The organism is Caballeronia sp. BR00000012568055, from assembly GCF_029439455.1.
Taxonomy (GTDB): domain Bacteria; phylum Pseudomonadota; class Gammaproteobacteria; order Burkholderiales; family Burkholderiaceae; genus Caballeronia.
Window position 1 is genome coordinate 1 of the sequence record NZ_JAQFVG010000307.1, and the last position, 16,819, is coordinate 16,819.

Sequence of the window (16,819 nt, forward strand, 5' to 3'; positions counted from 1 at the left end):
CAAAGCAATCCAAGGCGTAGTGATAGCCGATATCGTCGCTTGGAGACTTCGATCGCCCCATTTGCATGTCTTGAATGTCTTGCAATTGCAGTGCCGCCGGCCCGCATGCAAAGCTCCGCCCGGCGTGATGAATTGCTATCTTCGTGTAGTCCCAGTCGTCGCGCATTCGCTCCGAACGACTTTTATGCGCGGCCCAATCCGAGCGTTCCACAAAGTTCAAGCCGCGGCGGCGAACAAGATTGATGATTGCTTGTCGCGTGGCTGCTCGATCATTGACCGAGATGACAATGGCTTCGTCACGTGTATTTCCTGCGAGCGTGCGCGTAGACGTCCAATGCTCGATGTTGTAGTCGGCTGCCATCCTAACTCCCTTGCAATGGACTTAACTCACGCCGCGGGGAAGAAAACAAAACGTGTATCTCCACTGCTTGCTCGCGATCCGTTTCAACCACCGCGTAACCCCTTGCATCTGTGGTCCCGAAATGCTGAACGCCTGCCACTCGGGCGATGTACGAGCGATTAGCAAGAGGCTTACCGAGTTCATTTTGAACAAGGATCCACCTTCGATTTTCCCCGCTATTCGGCTCGCTACCTTCTTCCACCAGTGAAGTCGTACCTGTCGGCTTACTCCCTTTCGCAGTATTTAGCCAGATTCCAGGGGTGCTGCCGACGATTACGCGATTCTTCCCGCAAGGGCACAGAACGCGATCATCGTCCACCACCACATTTCGGGCGCCATTGAGAACATTTCGGCCAGTGCCAAGAATCTTGAAAACACCGTCGCACTTTCCGCAAGTTGCTTCGTTACCGTCGAGCGCGACTTTCCTTCCTTTGTCATTGATGCTTGATCCGGAGGCAAAGACGCGTCCTCCTGTGGTAGTTGAATCTCCATCTCTCACAGCCGCTTTTCGCATACTCTTCCCTCATCGGATTATTTGATTCGTTTAACGAATCATTCAGCAAACGCTCACGTAGCGCGCAGAACCGCTTAAGAATAATCGTGCTTGGGAGATTTGTATTTGCGTCGAAGGAGCAGAGTCACCAATTACATTAAATCTTTACCACTTGCGCAAGCGTTAAACCAACCGCCGTGAGGCTTGCGCTCAAGTTGAGGCAACACCTGTACCAGATCAATATCCAGTACAGGGCAATCAATCACTTCTTCTTGGTCAGCTTCCAGTCGTAATCAATCGTCAGCGGCGCATGATCGCTGAACTTGATATCCCTGAAAATCGAAGTCTTCTTCGCGGTCGCGGCAACCTCTTTCGTCGCGATCTGATAATCGATCCGCCACCCGACGTTCTTCGCATACGCCTGTCCGCGATTGCTCCACCACGTGTATTGCTCGGCGCGTTGATCCAACGTGCGGAATACATCGACATAACCGACTTCATCGAACAATTGCGTGAGCCACGCGCGCTCTTCCGGCAAGCAGCCCGAATTCTTCTGATTGCTCTTCCAGTTCTTGATATCGATTTCCTTGTGGACGATATTCACGTCGCCGCACAAAATCACTTCGCGCTCCTTCGAAAGCTCCGTGAGATGCGGCATGAATTCGCCCATAAAGCGATACTTCGCCTGTTGCCGTTCATCGCCACTCGATCCCGACGGCACATAGACCGACACCACCGATAACTTGCCGAAACGCGCTTCCACATAGCGCCCTTCCGCATCGAACTCCTCGCTGCCGAAACCGATAACCACATCATCCGGCTCATGACGCGAATACACGCCCGCGCCGCTATAACCCTTCTTCACCGCATGCTGGAAATAGCCCTGAAAACCGTGCGGCGCGAGAAACTCGGGCGTTAAGTCGTCCTGCGAACATTTGATTTCCTGCACGCACACGACATCCGATTTCTGCTCGCCGAACCAGTCGAAAAAGCCTTTCTTGGCAGCCGAACGAATGCCATTGAGATTGGCGGTGATCACGCGAAACATACGCTTCCTTTTTATCGATTGATTTATTCGACCTTCACGCCTTTCAGCGATTCCTTCGCCGGCGGAAAATCGAGTTTCATACCCTGCATTGTGCGCAACACGAGTTCGGCAATCATCACATTGCGATGCGTTTTCGAATCGCCCGGAATGATGTACCACGGCGCATAGTCCGTCGATGTCACGCCGAGCAGATTCATATACGCCTGCTGATAATCGTCCCATTGCTTGCGCGCCTCAATATCCGAGACATCGAATTTCCAGTGCTTGGTCGGATCGTCGATACGCGCTTGCAAACGCGCGCGCTGCTCGTCCTTCGAAATATGCAGAAAGCATTTGACGATGGTCGTGCCGCTATCCGCGAGCAAGGATTCGAATTCGCGAATATGCCGATAACGCCGCTCGCATTCGTCATCGTTAATCAGCTTGAGCACGCGCGGCACGAGCACGTCTTCGTAGTGACTGCGATTGAAGATCGCGAACTCACCGGCCATCGGCGCTTGCGCGTGGACGCGCCACAAAAAGTCGTGCGATGCCTCGCGCTCCGACGGCGCCTTGAACGGCACGATACGCAGTCCGAGCGGATCGACATCGTGAAACACCGCGCGCACGGTGCCGTCCTTGCCGCTCGTGTCCATGCCTTGCAGCACCAGCAGCACGCGCTTGTTCCGTTGCGCGTGGAGCTTCTCCTGCAAGTCGTCGAGCTGCGCGCCGATCGCGCTCAGGCGTTCGCGGTCCGCGTCTTTCGAGCCGCTGGAAAAGGGCTTGGACGATGGATCGATCGCGCTCAGATCGTACGGTTTGAGCTTCTTGCCGCCATCGAAAAACGGCACGCGGAAGTCGTCGAGTTCGGGTTTCTTTGACATATTTTTCTGACCACCAATAAGAAAGGCCGTTGCACAGCTTAACCGGCAACGGCCTTTCCTTCACGCTTCCGTCATCAAACGAATCTTCAGCCGAGCTTCTTCTTCAGCAACTCGTTGACCTGCTGCGGATTCGCCTTGCCCTTGGTCGCCTTCATCGCCTGACCGATCAGCGCGTTGAACGCCTTCTCCTTGCCCGCGCGGAATTCATCGACCGATTTCTGGTTGGCCGCAAGCACTTCGTCGATGATCGCTTCAAGCGCGCCGGTGTCCGAAATCTGCTTCAAACCCCTCGCTTCGATAATGCGATCCGCCGCGCCTTCGTCCGTCGCTTTCTCTTCCCAGATCGCCTGGAAGATGTCCTTCGCGATCTTGTTGGAGATGGTGCCGTCCGCGATACGCTGCACAACCAACGCCAACTGCGCCGCCGACACCGGCGACTCGCTGATATCGAGCGATTCGCGGTTGAGTTGCGCGGAGACATCGCCCATCAGCCAGTTTGCGGCGATCTTCGCTTGCGCCGCGCCTGCCTTCTGAACGAGCGCTTCGAAATACGTCGCCATCGCTTTCGATGCCGTCAGCACGCCCGCGTCATACGGCGTCAAACCGTAGGTATCGACGAAGCGCTTCTGCATATCCGCAGGCAGTTCGGGCATCTCGCTTTTCACGCGCTCGATCCACGCTGAATCGATCACCAGCGGCATCAAATCCGGATCGGGGAAATAGCGATAATCGGCTGCATCCTCCTTGCTCCGCATAGAGACTGTTTTGCGCTTGTCCGGATCGTAGAGACGCGTTTCCTGCACGACAGTGCCGCCATCTTCGATCAATTCGATCTGACGGCGCACTTCGTACTGAATCGCTTCTTCGAGAAAGCGGAACGAGTTCAGGTTCTTGATCTCGGCGCGCGTGCCGAATTCCTTCTGACCGACCGGACGCACGGAGACGTTCGCATCGCAACGGAAGGAGCCTTCCTGCATGTTGCCATCGCAGATACCGAGCCACACGACCAGGGTATGCAGCGTCTTGGCATACGCGACCGCTTCCGCCGCGCTGCGCATTTCCGGCTCGGTGACGATTTCGAGCAGCGGCGTCCCCGCACGATTCAAATCGATGCCCGTCATGCCCGCAAAGTCTTCGTGCAGCGACTTGCCGGCGTCTTCTTCCAGATGCGCGCGCGTCAGATTGATGGTCTTCTCGTACGCTTCCTTGCCCGCCTTTTCATTGGCCGGCACCTGAATCGTGATCTGACCGCCCTGCACGACCGGAATCTCGTACTGGCTGATCTGATAGCCCTTCGGCAGATCGGGATAGAAGTAGTTCTTGCGCGCGAAAATGCTGCGTGGCGCGATGGTCGAACCGATCGACAAGCCGAAGCGAATCGCGCGCTCGACAGCGCCGCGATTCATCACGGGCAACACGCCGGGCAACGCGAGATCGACGGGACACGCCTGCGAATTCGGCGATGCACCGAACTGCGTGGCCGCGCCCGAGAAAATCTTGGAGACGGTGGAAAGCTGCGCGTGCGTTTCCAGACCGATGACGACTTCCCACTGCATGTTCACTCTCCCGAAACCGCTGCCGATGGTGCCTTCTTGTGCCAGTCGGTCGCGCGCTGAAACGCGTCGGCGACCTGGAGCATCCGGGCTTCGTTGAAATAGTTGCCGACGATCTGCAAACCGACCGGACGATTCGCATTCGCGCCCGCGCCGAAGCCGCACGGCACGCTCATGCCGGGCAAACCGGCGAGGCTGACCGACAGCGTGTAGATATCGGCGAGATACATCTGCACGGGGTCGTCGGTCTTCTCGCCGAGATTCCACGCGACGGACGGCGCGACCGGTCCCATGATGACGTCGCACTGCTTGAACGCTTCCTGAAAATCGCGCGCGATGATGCGGCGGATTTTCTGCGCTTGCAGGTAGTACGCGTCGTAGTAACCATGCGAGGGCACGTAGGTGCCGACCAGAATCCGCCGCTTCACTTCGGGACCGAAGCCTTCCGCGCGCGACTTCTTGTACATGTCGAGCAGGTCTTTGTACTGCGCGGCGCGATGCCCGTAGCGCACGCCATCGAACCGCGACAAATTCGACGATGCCTCCGCCGGCGCGATGATGTAGTACACGGGAATCGAAAGCTCGGTCTTCGGCAGTGAGACTTCGACGAGCGTCGCGCCGAGCGCTTCGTATTGCTTCAACGCTGCATCGATGGCCGCGCGGACGTCGTCGGCGAGGCCCGCGCCGAAGTACTCCTTCGGCATGCCGATGCGCAGGCCTTTCAAAGGCTTGCTGGCGTCATCGCCGAAGCTCTTGCCGATGTAGCGCGTGTAGTCTTCGTTCTCGCGTTGCAGGCTGGTCGAGTCGCGCTCGTCGAAACCGGACATCGCGTTGAGCAGCAGCGCGCAGTCTTCGGCGGTTTGTGCCATCGGCCCGCCCTGATCCAGCGACGACGCGAACGCGATCATTCCGTAACGCGACACGCGGCCGTACGTCGGCTTGATGCCTGTGATGCCCGTGAACGATGCAGGCTGGCGAATCGATCCGCCCGTGTCCGTGCCCGTTGCAGCGGGCGCGAGACGCGCCGCCACCGCCGCCGCCGATCCACCCGACGAACCGCCCGGCACCGCTTTCACGTCCCACGGATTTTTCACCGGGCCGAAGTACGAATTCTCGTTCGACGAGCCCATCGCGAACTCGTCCATATTGGTCTTGCCGAGCGTGACCATGCCCGCCTGCGCGAGCCGATCGACGACGGTGGCATCGAACGGGCTGGCGTAGTTCTCGAGCATGTGCGAGCCAGCGGTCGATGCCCAGCCGCGCGTAACGAACACGTCCTTGTGCGCGATGGGCAGGCCGGTCAGCGCGCCCGCACGGCCTTGCGCGATAAGCGCATCGGCGGCTTTCGCCTGTTCGAGCGTCAACGCGGCATCCACGCCAATAAACGCATTCAACGACTTCGCCGCGTCGATGCGTTGCAGATACGACTGCGCCAGTTCGACCGAGGAAATTTCCTTCGAGTCGAGAGCGGCGCGCAATTCGGTCAAGCTTTTCTGATGCATTGCAGTTCCCTGATGTTCGCAGCGCAGTTTTATTCGATGATTATTCGATGACCTTCGGCACGAGGTAGAGGCCATCCTGCACGGAAGGCGCCGAACGCTGGAACTCTTCGCGCTCGACGCGCTCTGAGACAGCGTCATCACGCAGACGCAGCGCGACTTCCTCGATCGCGTCGATCGGGTGCGCGAGCGGCTCGATGCCGGAAGTATCGACAGCCTGCATTTGCTCGACGAGTCCGAAGAAGTCATTCAGGCGCGCGAGCGTGGGTTCGGCTTCGTTATCGGGCAGTTCGAGCCGCGCGAGATGCGCGATGCGCTTTACGTCGGTCAGGGTCAAAGACATGGATTCACCGGAGAAAACGTGGACAACTCCGAATCGCAAAAATCATGGCTGTGACAGCCTTTTACGATCATGGGAGGAAGCCTTCAAAACAGGGCTGGCGATGGCAAAAACTGCCATCCTTTTCCTATAGATACCCACAAATTATAAGGTATCATTACACGTTCGACTCATTTCTGGATCGGCCTTGCAGCGGCTTTCTCCCTGTATCAATGTATTGCGAGAAACGTTTGCGCCGGACGTTCCATTCTGCGGTAGATTTCTTCCCGGTTTAGCACTTCACGGCGGGCTTTCGCCGTCCCGGCAAACCGTTATTTTTTCCGCTGCCGTCTTGAGCGCTTTTTAGCGACGAACGGCCACCCAGCGAGACAGGATTTTTGAATGTTCGGCTTTTTGCGTAGCTACTTTTCCAACGACCTGGCGATCGATCTCGGCACAGCCAACACGCTGATCTACATGCGCGGCAAAGGCATCGTTCTCGACGAGCCGTCAGTCGTTTCCATCCGTCAAGAAGGCGGTCCGAATGGCAAGAAGACCATTCAGGCTGTCGGCAAGGAAGCCAAGCAGATGCTCGGCAAGGTGCCGGGCAACATCGAAGCCATCCGGCCGATGAAAGACGGCGTGATCGCCGACTTCACCGTCACCGAGCAGATGATCAAGCAGTTCATCAAGACTGCACACGAATCCCGCATGTTCTCGCCGTCGCCGCGCATCATCATTTGCGTGCCGTGCGGGTCCACGCAAGTCGAGCGCCGCGCCATCAAGGAAGCGGCACACGGCGCGGGCGCATCACAGGTGTATTTGATCGAAGAGCCGATGGCGGCTGCAATCGGCGCGGGCTTGCCGGTGTCGGAAGCCACGGGTTCCATGGTCGTTGATATCGGCGGCGGCACGACGGAAGTCGGCGTGATTTCGCTCGGCGGTATCGTGTACAAAGGCTCGGTGCGCGTCGGCGGCGACAAGTTCGATGAAGCCATCGTCAACTACATTCGCCGCAATTACGGCATGTTGATCGGCGAGCAAACGGCCGAAGCCATCAAGAAAGAAATCGGTTCGGCGTTCCCTGGCTCCGAAGTCAAGGAAATGGAAGTCAAGGGCCGCAACCTGTCCGAAGGCATTCCGCGCAGCTTCACCATTTCGAGCAATGAAATTCTCGAAGCACTGACGGATCCGCTCAACCAGATCGTCTCGTCCGTGAAGATCGCGCTCGAACAAACGCCGCCGGAACTCGGCGCGGATATCGCCGAGCGCGGCATGATGCTGACGGGCGGTGGCGCATTGTTGCGCGACCTCGACCGTCTGCTCGCGGAAGAGACCGGCCTGCCGGTGCTCGTCGCCGAAGATCCGCTGACGTGCGTGGTGCGTGGCTCGGGCATGGCGCTCGAGCGCATGGACAAGCTCGGCAGCATCTTCTCCTACGAGTGATGCTTTGCAATCGGCTTGTGTCTTTCGACACGACGCCTGAGCAAAATTAAGCGCATCCGCGTAACGCGACGCGAGCACGGCCCGGTTCCAACCCGGGCCGTTGTCGAAACAGCGTAGGGCAGGAATCGCCACCAGCGACCAATCCTGCAGCATCGATCCATCCGTTCACGCCCTCGGCGCCGACCATGGAATACAGTCCGCCGCCCCTATTCAAGCAAGGCCCTTCCGCGCTCGCGCGCCTGATCTTCTTTGTGGTGCTTGCCATCACATTGCTGATTTCGGATGCGCGTTTCAATACGCTGGAAATCGTCCGGGGCATTCTCGGCGCAGGGCTTTATCCGTTGCAGCGCGCGGCGCTCGTGCCGCGCGACATCTTCATGGGCGCGGCGGATCTCGCCGTGACCAGCGCGACGCTGCGCAGCGAGAACAGCAAGCTCGCCGAGAAGAATCTGCAACTCTCCGTCAAAGCAAACGACGCCTCGCAACTTGCGGTCGAGAATGCGCATTTGCGTGCGCTGCTGAATCTGCAATCGCGCGCATCGACGGATGAGACGCCTGCCGAAATCCAATACGACACGCGCGATCCTTTCACGCAGAAAGTGGTTATCGGCAAAGGCGCGCAGCAGAACATTCAGGACGGCGCGCCGGTGGTGACCGAAGACGGCGTAATCGGTCAGGTGACGCGCGTGTTTCCGCTGCAATCCGAAGTCACGTTGCTGACGGACAAGGATCAGGCCGTGCCCGTGCAAATTCAGCGTACGGGCCTTCGCAGCGTCATTTACGGCACGCCAAAGGGCGACACGCTCGATCTTCGTTTCGTGCCGATCAGCGCGGATGTGCAAGCCGGCGACGAACTCGTCACCAGCGGTCTGGATGGTATCTATCCGCCGGGTTTGCCGGTCGCGAAAGTGCTGCGTGTTGATAAACAAGCCGATACCGCGTTCGCTCGCGTGGTCTGTATTCCGATCGCGGCGGTGCGCGGCGCGCGTCAGTTGCTCGTGCTGCACTACAACGTGAACACGCCGCCGAATCCGATCGAAGTCGAAGCGGCCGCTGCTGCCAAGGAAGCGAAGGAAAACAAGGGCAAGAAGAAGCCTGCGGCCAAGGCTGCTGTGGCGTCGGGCGCGAGTGGCGCATCGGCGGCGGTGGCTGCGTCGGCACCCGCGCCGGCGGCTCCCGCGGTTGCGGCGAGCGCGGCGGCATCGGAAAAATCGGCTGCACCGAAGGCCGCATCCGGCGCGGCAGCGGCCAAGCATTCGAAGAAAGCGCATATGCCGAAACCGGCGTCATCGACGGGAGTTGCGCGATGAACCGCCCGCAATACATTCTCCAGCCGGTCAATCCGTACTTCATCACGTTCAGTCTCGCCGCCGCGTTTCTGCTGAATCTGATGCCGTGGGGACGTTTCCTGTTCGTGCCGGATTTCGTCGCCATCGTGCTGCTGTTCTGGAACGTGCATCAGCCGCGCAAGGTCGGTATGGGTATCGCGTTTATGCTCGGGCTGTTGATGGACGTGCACAATGCGAATCTGCTCGGCGAGCACGCGCTCGCTTACACCTTGCTGTCCTATGGCGCGATCACCATCCATCGGCGTGTATTGTGGATGTCGCTGATGGTGCAGATGTTTGTCGTGCTGCCGTTGCTGGTCGGCGCGCAGCTCGTACCGTTCATCATCCGCCTGATGACGGCGGCTGCGTTCCCGGGCTGGAGCTATCTGGCCAACGGTTTCGTCGAAGCCGCGTTGTGGCCGATCGCCAGTTTTCTGTTGCTGATACCGCAACGCCGCGCCGCCGATCCCGACGACACGCGCCCGATCTGAGCGCGACATCCGCGCGCCGCAAGGCAAACGCCTGCGCGCGGACTACACTTGAATCGCGAATCATCGCGAACGTAATCGCGAAAGCTGCATGACCGAAATAAAGAACACCGAGCAACAGTTGTCGAAGTTCCGCCTGCGCGTCGCGGCGGCGGGACTGTTCGTGTTCGTCTGCTTCGGGCTGATCGGGCTGCGCTTCCTGTATCTCCAGGTCTGGCACTTCAGCAAATACTCGCTGCAGGCGAACGAAAACCGCATTTCCGTCGCGCCGATCGTGCCGAATCGCGGCATCATCACCGACCGCAACGGCGTGGTGCTGGCGAAGAACTATTCGGCTTACACGCTGGAAATCACGCCATCGAAGATCAATGGCACGCTGGATGAAGTGATCGATGGCATCGCGCAAGTCATTCCGGTCGATTCGCGCGATCGTCGCCGTTTCAAGAAGCTGCTGGAAGACTCCAAGAATTTCGAAAGCCTGCCGATCCGCACGCGTCTCACCGACGACGAAGTCGCCAAGTTCACGGCGCAGCGCTATCGCTTTCCGGGCGTCGAAGTGCGCGCACGGCTGTTCCGCCAATATCCGCTCGGGACGACGGCGGCGCACGTGATCGGCTATATCGGCCGGATTTCGCAGCGCGATCAGGAGCGTATCGACGACGCAAGCGATGCCAACGACGCCAATTCCGACCACTACGATCCGCGTCTCGACGCGAACAACTACAAGGGCACGGATTACGTCGGCAAGATCGGCGTCGAGCAGAGTTACGAAACCGAACTGCACGGGCTGACCGGTTTCGAAGAAGTGGAAGTGACGGCGGGCGGGCGTCCGGTGCGCACCATGTCGCGCACGCAGGCGACGCCGGGCAACAATCTCGTGTTGTCGCTGGACATCGGTTTGCAGCAGGTCGCGGAGCAGGCGTTCGCGGGCAAGCGCGGCGCGCTCGTTGCGATCGAGCCATCCACCGGCGACGTGCTCGCGTTCGTGTCCGCGCCCAGTTTCGATCCGAATTCCTTCGTCGATGGCATCGATCAGCAGACGTGGGACGCGCTCAATAATTCGCCTGATCACCCGCTGTTGAATCGGCCGCTGCATGGCACGTATCCGCCGGGTTCGACGTACAAGCCGTTCATGGCGCTCGCCGCGCTGACGCTGCACAAGCGCACGCCGGGCTGGGGCTTCCAGGATCCGGGTTCGTACACCTTCGGCGGCCACACGTTCCGCAACGACGTGCGTTCCGGTCAGGGCTGGGTGGACATGAACCGCGCGATCGTCGTGTCGAACGATACGTACTTTTACATGCTCGCGCATGATCTCGGCGTCAACGCGATGGCCGGGTTCATGAAGCCGTGGGGCTTCGGGCAGATTACGGGCATCGATATCGCGGGTGAGGCGCGCGGGATTCTTCCTTCGACCGAATGGAAGCGCAAGGCGTATCGCAAGCCGGAGCAGCAGCGCTGGTACGAGGGCGAGACGATTTCGCTCGGCATCGGTCAGGGCTACAACTCGTTCACGATTCTCCAACTCGCGCACGCCACGGCGACGCTGGCGAACAACGGCGTCGTAATGAAGCCGCATTTGGTGCGCGATATCGAAAATCCGATCAGCAAGGCTATGCGGGTAGTCGTCCGCGATCCGAGCGACAAAATTGCCGTGAAGCAGCAAGATATCGACTTCATCAAGCGCGCGATGGAAGGCGTCGTGACGAACGGGACGGCGGTGAAGGTGTTTGCGGGCGCGCCCTATCAGGCGGCGGGCAAAACGGGCACGGCGCAGGTTTATTCGCTGCAGGGCGCGAACTACAAGGGACACGCGCTCGCCGAGCATTTGCGCGACCACGCGTTGTTTATCGCGTTTGCGCCTGCCGAGAAGCCGCAGATCGCGCTGGCGCTGATCGTCGAAAACGGTGGTTGGGGCGCGGAATCGGCCGGGCCGATCGCGCGCAAGGTGCTCGATTACTACCTCGTCGATCGGATGAAGCCGGGCGCGGAGGCCGCTGCGGTCGCCGCTGCTGCATCCGCGACGGAAGATTCCGGCCTGCCGATGATCGGCGGCGAAAGCAATCCTGCTGCGGCTGCGCTGCCGGCATCGGTTGCGAACAAGTCGCCGGCGTTTTCACCGCAGGCGGCATCGAATCCGGATGTCGCGAAGGCGGCTTCTATTCCGGCTGCATCGGGCGCAGCGAAGTCACGCGCCGCGTCGCAGCCGACCGCCGCCCTGCCCGCCTCCGCGCCGAGCCGCACGCCCGCGCCGAAAAAGCGGCCCACGGAGCCGTCACCGACCATGGTGCGCGGCAACGAAAACGACGTGCGCACGGTTGCGCCGTCCGGCGGCATCGACGAATAAAGGAAACGGCATGCAAATGCACATGCAATTCGACAAACACGTCTGGATGGAGCGCGCGAAGCGGATGTTCGCCGGCTTCGACAAGCCGCTCGCGCTGATCGTGTTTTTGCTGCTGTGTGTCGGCATCGTCACGCTGTACAGCGCGAGTCTGGACATGCCGGGGCGCGTGGAAGACCAACTGCGCAACATCATGCTGACCTTCGGGCTGATGTGGGTGCTCGCCAATATCCCGCCGCAAACCCTGATGCGCTTCGCCGTGCCGATGTACACCGTCGGCGTGGCCTTGCTGATCGCCGTTGCCGCGTTCGGGCTGACGCGCAAAGGCGCGAAGCGCTGGCTGAACGTCGGCGTGGTGATTCAGCCGTCCGAAATCATGAAGATCGCCATGCCGCTGATGCTCGCGTGGTACTACCAGAAGCGCGAGAGCAATGTCCGCTGGTGGGATTACATCGTCGGCTTCATCATTTTGATGCTGCCGGTCGGGTTGATCGCCAAGCAGCCGGACCTGGGCACTGCCGTGCTCGTGTTCGCGGCGGGCGTGTTCGTGATCTATTTCGCGGGTCTGAGCTTCAAGCTGATCGTGCCGGTGTTGATCGCGGCGGTGATCGCGGTGGCGGGCATCGCCATTTTTCAGGACAAGATCTGCCAGCCCGAAGTGAACTGGCCGATGATGCACGACTATCAGAAGCATCGCATCTGCACGCTGCTCGACCCGACTTCCGATCCGCTCGGCAAAGGCTTCCACACCATTCAGGCAGTCATCGCGATCGGTTCGGGCGGCACGTTGGGCAAGGGTTGGCTGAAGGGCACGCAGGCGCATCTGGAGTTCATTCCCGAGAAGCACACGGACTTTATTTTCGCAGTCTTTTCCGAAGAATTCGGGCTGGCTGGCGGGCTGGTGCTGCTCTTTCTCTATATGGCGCTGATCGCGCGCGGATTGTTTATCGCGGCGAACGGCGCGACATTTTTCGGGCGACTATTGGCCGGATCGCTGACGTTGGCGTTCTTTACTTACGCGTTCGTAAATATCGGCATGGTGAGCGGGATATTGCCGGTGGTCGGCGTGCCGCTGCCGTTCATGAGTTACGGCGGGACGGCGTTGACGACGCTGGGCGTCGCCGTCGGACTGATCATGAGCGTGGCGCGGCAGAAGCGATTGATGCAGAGCTGATCGTTCCATGAAAAAAAGCGCGGATTGCTCCGCGCTTTTTTATTGCGCTTGCTGCGGCCGTTCCTTCTCCAGTTCAGCGCTCAACTGCTGATACTTCAGCTTCGCCGCCGGATCGCCCTGTGCCGCGGCCGCCGCGTAATACGCGCGCGCGACATTCAGATTGCGCTCGACGCCATCGCCGCCACGCTCGTAGAACGATCCCGCCACGTACTGCGCGGTCATATCGCCGCCTTGCGCGGCTTTCTTGTACCAGGTGAACGCCTGCGTGTTGTCGCGCGCGGTGCCGCGTCCATCGAGAAACTGATTCGCCAGCGCGAGTTCCGCCTGCACGTGCCCCTGATTCGCCGCCAGCAAGAACCAGCGATGCGCCTCCGTCGGGTCCTTCTCGACAAACTCACCGTCGTCGTACATCTTGCCGTAGACGTACTGCGCGTGCGCCATGTTCGCGTCGGCCGCTTTGCGCAGCCACTTTTTGCCTTCGGGCACGTCGGCGGGGCCGCCTTCGCCGTTGAGCAGCATCATCGCGTAATTGAATTCGGCGAGACGGCTGCCCTTTTGCGCCGCGCGATTGAATTCCGAACGCGCCGACACGAGATTGCCCGCGTTGTAATCGGCGACGGCGTTCTGAGTGGCGAGATCGACCGGTTTCGACTTGCCTTGCGCCGATGCCGCGCCCGGAACCGCGCCCGTCAGCCAGACGAACGACGCCGCCGCGATAACGACTCGCCAAGCGGTTCTCATGAACTCGTCTCCTGAAGCGCTTGCCGTGTCGCTTTGAGTAGCCAGATGACATCGGCGGCGATCGAAACCATCTTGATGCCCGACTGCGCGTACTGACGCGCGCTCGCCGAATCCAGCGCAAAGATGCCGCTTGCGATGCCCGCGCGTTCCGCCGCCGCGACGATCTTGTCGATCGCGTTCAGCACGTCGGGATGCTTGCTATCGCCGAGATGGCCGAGGCTCGCGGCCAAATCCGCCGGGCCGATGAACAGGCAATCGACGCCTGGCGTGGCCGCGATTGCATCGATAGAATCGAGCGCTTGCGCAGACTCGATCTGCACGATGGTCGCAATCTGCGCATTCGCGGTCGTCATATAGTCGCGGCGCGCGCCGTAGGACGCCGCGCGCACCATGCCCGCCGCGCCGCGCAAACCGTCGCGCGCATCGGCGGTCGGATATTGCGTGAGCTTCACGGCATGCGCCGCTTCTTCCGCCGATTGCACGTTGGGGAACATCAACGTGCGCGCGCCTGCATCGAGAACACGCTTGACGAGCCAGCCTTCCGCGAACGGCACGCGCACGATCGGCTCGCTCGGCAAATGCGCGGCGGCAATCGCGCGAAGCTGATCGACGACATCGCGGCTATCGTTCGGAGAGTGCTCCATGTCGATGCACAACCAGTCGAAGCCCGCGTGCGCGAGTGCTTCGGCGGCATCGGCGCTGCCGAGCGAAAGCCATAGGCCGAAAAGCGGACCGGGTTCGCTGAAACGCTGCTTGAGGGGATTGGTGAAGGCGCTCATCGCGCGGCCTCTTGTGAGCGGGCCATTCGATTGCGACGAAACAAATAAGACGGCATGCTCGCGCTCCGTTTTCGGCCGCGCCGGGTGATGGGCGGCTCATCGAGCGATCATACCGTGACAAATGCGCGGACGTTTGCCGCGCATTGGCGTGCTTATTATTAGCCTTCGACGTCGGCCCAGCAGTTGGGCGTTTCGTACAGGCGCACGCGCTTGAGCTTCAGATTGACGCCGTAATGCGCGTCGTAGACGTCAGCGAGGATGCGGAACGCCACGGCCGCGAGGTTCTCGACAGTCGGAATCCGATCCAGCACAACGGTCTTGTGATCCGACAGCGTTTGCAGAAATTCGCGCACTTTGACATCGCCTTCGTAGACGATGAACGCATGATCCCACTTGTTGATGAGATGCTCCATCGCCAGCGATTTGACGTCGGCGAAGTCCATCACCATGCCGCGATCGGGCGCGCCTTCGGTATCGACGAGATCGCCTTGCAGCGTGATTTCCAGCACGTAGCGATGCCCGTGCAAATTGCGGCACTGGCTGCGGTGATCGGGAATGCGGTGGCCCGCATCGAATTCGAGTTTTCGGGTGATTTGCATCAGGGGATGTTCAGGTATTTGTGCGTCTGCATCGACAGTCGCCACTGGGGATGCCGCTTGCACCAGTCGATCGCGAGTTTGGTATTGAAATCGCGCGACGGGCCGTCCATCGGCTGGACGAGAAAGTACTTGAAATCGAGCTTCGCCAGTTCGCCGAGTCGCTGATTATCCTGCGGCACGACGACCTTGAGTTCGTTGCCCTTCGTGACGACGAGCGGCGCATCGGCCTTCGGACTTACGCAAATCCAATCGATCGTCTCGAGCACCGGCAACGACCCATTCGTTTCGATAGCGATTTCGAAGCCGGCTTCGTGCAGCGCATCGACGAAAGGCTGATCGATTTGCAGCATCGGCTCGCCGCCCGTGCAAACGACGAAGCGATTCACCTCGCCCTCCGGCCACAGCGACGCGATCATCGCGACCAGATCGGCCGGCGTGCGGTACTTGCCGCCGTTCTCGCCATCGGTTCCGACGAAATCGGTATCGCAAAACTGGCAGACGGCTTCGGCGCGATCTTCCTCGCGCCCAGACCACAGATTGCAGCCGGCGAAGCGGCAAAACACGGCCGGACGCCCGGCGTTCGCGCCTTCGCCCTGCAACGTGTAGAAAATTTCCTTTACCGCGTACGTCATGACTGCCCTGTGATGCCTTCTCTAAATGTTCAAACCGGCGCGACGTCGACCTGTTCGCCCGCGCGATACGCCTCGTAGCCGCGTTTGCGCAGCTTGCATGCCGGACATTGGCCGCAACCGAAGCCCCAGTCGTGCAATTCGGCTCGCTCGCCGACATAACACGTATGCGTTTCGACTCGGATCAGCTCGACGAGCGTATCGCCGCCGAGCGTTTCGGCCAGACGCCACGTGTCCGCTTTATCGAGCCACATAAGCGGCGTTTCGAGCGCATAGCGCGTTTCCATGCCGAGATTCAGCGCGACTTGCAGCGCTTTCATGGTGTCGTCGCGACAATCGGGATAGCCCGAAAAATCGGTTTCGCACATGCCACCCACCAACACTTTCAAGCCACGCCGATACGCCAACGCCGCCGCGATCGTCATAAACAGCAAGTTGCGTCCGGGCACGAACGTATTCGGCAAGCCGCTCGCCGTCGCCTGAATTTCGATCTCGCGCGTCATGGCGGTGTCGCTGATCGCGCCGAGCACGGACAGATCGATCATGTGATCTTCGCCGAGCCGCTCCGCCCACTGCGGAAACTCACGCGTGACGGCTGCGCGAAAACCTTCGCGACACTCCAGTTCCACACGATGCCGCTGGCCGTAATCGAAGCCGAGCGTTTCAACCGTTTTATAGCGTTCGAGCGCCCAGGCAAGGCACGTAGCCGAGTCCTGGCCGCCGGAAAACAACACGAGCGCGCTGTCCTTGGCGTCTGTCCGAGTCAACTGGAAACTCCGTGATGAGATTGGCGTCATCGCCGCGCGATGAACGGAGGGGCCGTGCCCCGCGAGTTCAGTATAGGCTCGCGCTCCGCCGCCGGTCGCACCCGCTCCTTATGTCTCCGATAGCAGCGCGACCGTGCGCGCACATCGAATTCCGAGCCACAAAAGAAAAGGACTTGCGGCCCGAGGACGAGGCAAGTCCTTATATTGGAACGGATTTTAGCACGGTCAGCGCATTTTCGGCCTGCTGGAGCGACGGTGTCGCAGGCGAGCGTCTGTACAAATTTCCGAATCATCCCCCACCGATTCAATAACGCACTTTTTACCTCAATACAAAGCGAGACATCGGAAA

General features: G+C 60.0%; 16 protein-coding genes and 1 pseudogene. 5 read left to right on the top strand and 12 right to left on the bottom strand.

Going from position 1 to position 16,819, the window contains the following annotated elements; translation table 11 throughout:
• The 7 genes and pseudogenes from P7F28_RS21120 to gatC all read right to left on the bottom strand — a co-directional run.
• Positions 1-361, bottom strand: a pseudogene (locus P7F28_RS21120) (N-acetylmuramoyl-L-alanine amidase); the annotation flags it as partial.
• A gap of 1 nt (position 362) precedes the next feature.
• Positions 363-914: a PAAR domain-containing protein gene (locus tag P7F28_RS33890; RefSeq protein ID WP_368860350.1), complete on the bottom strand. Its 552-nt coding sequence runs from the start codon at positions 912-914 to the stop codon at positions 363-365.
• Positions 915-1,155: 241 nt separating this feature from the next.
• Positions 1,156-1,941: an exodeoxyribonuclease III gene (locus tag P7F28_RS21125; protein WP_277186537.1), complete on the bottom strand. Its 786-nt coding sequence runs from the start codon at positions 1,939-1,941 to the stop codon at positions 1,156-1,158.
• A gap of 23 nt (positions 1,942-1,964) precedes the next feature.
• Positions 1,965-2,804, bottom strand: a complete 840-nt coding sequence (locus P7F28_RS21130; protein WP_277186538.1) for a PPK2 family polyphosphate kinase — start codon at positions 2,802-2,804, stop codon at positions 1,965-1,967.
• Positions 2,805-2,890: 86 nt separating this feature from the next.
• The gene (gene gatB, locus P7F28_RS21135) at positions 2,891-4,366 is read right to left on the bottom strand and encodes an Asp-tRNA(Asn)/Glu-tRNA(Gln) amidotransferase subunit GatB (protein WP_277186539.1); all 1,476 of its coding nucleotides are present in this window, start codon (positions 4,364-4,366) and stop codon (positions 2,891-2,893) included.
• Positions 4,363-5,859 carry an Asp-tRNA(Asn)/Glu-tRNA(Gln) amidotransferase subunit GatA gene (gene gatA / locus P7F28_RS21140; RefSeq protein ID WP_277186540.1) on the bottom strand — a complete coding sequence of 499 codons (1,497 nt, stop codon included), beginning with the start codon at positions 5,857-5,859 and terminating at the stop codon, positions 4,363-4,365. The genes gatB and gatA overlap by 4 nt, the downstream gene beginning before the upstream one ends.
• Positions 5,860-5,899: 40 nt before the next feature.
• Positions 5,900-6,199 (bottom strand): Asp-tRNA(Asn)/Glu-tRNA(Gln) amidotransferase subunit GatC, encoded by a 300-nt coding sequence (gene gatC / locus P7F28_RS21145; RefSeq protein WP_277186541.1) that lies wholly within the window; start codon positions 6,197-6,199, stop codon positions 5,900-5,902.
• Positions 6,200-6,577: 378 nt separating this feature from the next.
• Here gatC and P7F28_RS21150 point away from each other — a divergent pair, with 378 nt between their 5' ends.
• The 5 genes from P7F28_RS21150 to rodA all read left to right on the top strand — a co-directional run bounded on the left by P7F28_RS21150 (position 6,578) and on the right by rodA (position 12,955).
• Positions 6,578-7,621 carry a rod shape-determining protein gene (locus tag P7F28_RS21150; protein ID WP_004189550.1) on the top strand — a complete coding sequence of 348 codons (1,044 nt, stop codon included), beginning with the start codon at positions 6,578-6,580 and terminating at the stop codon, positions 7,619-7,621.
• A gap of 185 nt (positions 7,622-7,806) precedes the next feature.
• Positions 7,807-8,931, top strand: a complete 1,125-nt coding sequence (gene mreC, locus P7F28_RS21155; RefSeq protein ID WP_277186623.1) for a rod shape-determining protein MreC — start codon at positions 7,807-7,809, stop codon at positions 8,929-8,931.
• Positions 8,928-9,440 (top strand): rod shape-determining protein MreD, encoded by a 513-nt coding sequence (gene mreD / locus P7F28_RS21160; protein ID WP_277186624.1) that lies wholly within the window; start codon positions 8,928-8,930, stop codon positions 9,438-9,440. Before mreC ends, mreD begins: the two co-directional genes overlap by 4 nt.
• Positions 9,441-9,528: 88 nt before the next feature.
• The gene (gene mrdA / locus P7F28_RS21165) at positions 9,529-11,784 is read left to right on the top strand and encodes a penicillin-binding protein 2 (protein ID WP_277186625.1); all 2,256 of its coding nucleotides are present in this window, start codon (positions 9,529-9,531) and stop codon (positions 11,782-11,784) included.
• Positions 11,785-11,806: 22 nt separating this feature from the next.
• Positions 11,807-12,955, top strand: coding sequence for a rod shape-determining protein RodA (rodA, locus tag P7F28_RS21170; protein WP_277186763.1), 1,149 nt, complete (start codon positions 11,807-11,809; stop codon positions 12,953-12,955).
• 39 nt (positions 12,956-12,994) lie between these two features.
• Here rodA and P7F28_RS21175 read toward each other — a convergent pair whose 3' ends face one another.
• From P7F28_RS21175 to queC, 5 genes are all read right to left on the bottom strand, one after another.
• On the bottom strand, positions 12,995-13,696 hold the full coding sequence (locus P7F28_RS21175) for a tetratricopeptide repeat protein (RefSeq protein ID WP_277186626.1): 702 nt from the start codon (positions 13,694-13,696) through the stop codon (positions 12,995-12,997).
• Positions 13,693-14,475 (bottom strand): aldolase/citrate lyase family protein, encoded by a 783-nt coding sequence (locus P7F28_RS21180; RefSeq protein WP_277186627.1) that lies wholly within the window; start codon positions 14,473-14,475, stop codon positions 13,693-13,695. The genes P7F28_RS21175 and P7F28_RS21180 overlap by 4 nt, the downstream gene beginning before the upstream one ends.
• Before the next feature lie 158 nt (positions 14,476-14,633).
• A complete protein-coding gene (queD, locus tag P7F28_RS21185; RefSeq protein WP_277186628.1) occupies positions 14,634-15,074 on the bottom strand; it encodes a 6-carboxytetrahydropterin synthase QueD in 441 nt (146 codons plus the stop codon).
• Positions 15,074-15,706: a 7-carboxy-7-deazaguanine synthase gene (gene queE / locus P7F28_RS21190; RefSeq protein ID WP_277186629.1), complete on the bottom strand. Its 633-nt coding sequence runs from the start codon at positions 15,704-15,706 to the stop codon at positions 15,074-15,076. The genes queD and queE overlap by 1 nt, the downstream gene beginning before the upstream one ends.
• A 29-nt stretch (positions 15,707-15,735) precedes the next feature.
• Positions 15,736-16,470 (bottom strand): 7-cyano-7-deazaguanine synthase QueC, encoded by a 735-nt coding sequence (queC, locus tag P7F28_RS21195; RefSeq protein ID WP_277186631.1) that lies wholly within the window; start codon positions 16,468-16,470, stop codon positions 15,736-15,738.
• Positions 16,471-16,819: the final 349 nt, after the last annotated feature.

Bases quoted from the DNA above. Each gene is read 5' to 3' on its own strand.
- P7F28_RS33890 (WP_368860350.1), bottom strand. From the start codon at position 914: ATGCGAAAAGCGGCTGTGAGAGATGGAGATTCAACTACCACAGGAGGA.
- P7F28_RS21125 (WP_277186537.1), bottom strand. From the start codon at position 1,941: ATGTTTCGCGTGATCACCGCCAATCTCAATGGCATTCGTTCGGCTGCC.
- P7F28_RS21130 (WP_277186538.1), bottom strand. From the start codon at position 2,804: ATGTCAAAGAAACCCGAACTCGACGACTTCCGCGTGCCGTTTTTCGAT.
- gatA (WP_277186540.1), bottom strand. From the start codon at position 5,859: ATGCATCAGAAAAGCTTGACCGAATTGCGCGCCGCTCTCGACTCGAAG.
- gatC (WP_277186541.1), bottom strand. From the start codon at position 6,199: ATGTCTTTGACCCTGACCGACGTAAAGCGCATCGCGCATCTCGCGCGG.
- P7F28_RS21150 (WP_004189550.1), top strand. From the start codon at position 6,578: ATGTTCGGCTTTTTGCGTAGCTACTTTTCCAACGACCTGGCGATCGAT.
- mreC (WP_277186623.1), top strand. From the start codon at position 7,807: ATGGAATACAGTCCGCCGCCCCTATTCAAGCAAGGCCCTTCCGCGCTC.
- mreD (WP_277186624.1), top strand. From the start codon at position 8,928: ATGAACCGCCCGCAATACATTCTCCAGCCGGTCAATCCGTACTTCATC.
- mrdA (WP_277186625.1), top strand. From the start codon at position 9,529: ATGACCGAAATAAAGAACACCGAGCAACAGTTGTCGAAGTTCCGCCTG.
- rodA (WP_277186763.1), top strand. From the start codon at position 11,807: ATGCAATTCGACAAACACGTCTGGATGGAGCGCGCGAAGCGGATGTTC.
- P7F28_RS21175 (WP_277186626.1), bottom strand. From the start codon at position 13,696: ATGAGAACCGCTTGGCGAGTCGTTATCGCGGCGGCGTCGTTCGTCTGG.
- P7F28_RS21180 (WP_277186627.1), bottom strand. From the start codon at position 14,475: ATGAGCGCCTTCACCAATCCCCTCAAGCAGCGTTTCAGCGAACCCGGT.
- queD (WP_277186628.1), bottom strand. From the start codon at position 15,074: ATGCAAATCACCCGAAAACTCGAATTCGATGCGGGCCACCGCATTCCC.
- queE (WP_277186629.1), bottom strand. From the start codon at position 15,706: ATGACGTACGCGGTAAAGGAAATTTTCTACACGTTGCAGGGCGAAGGC.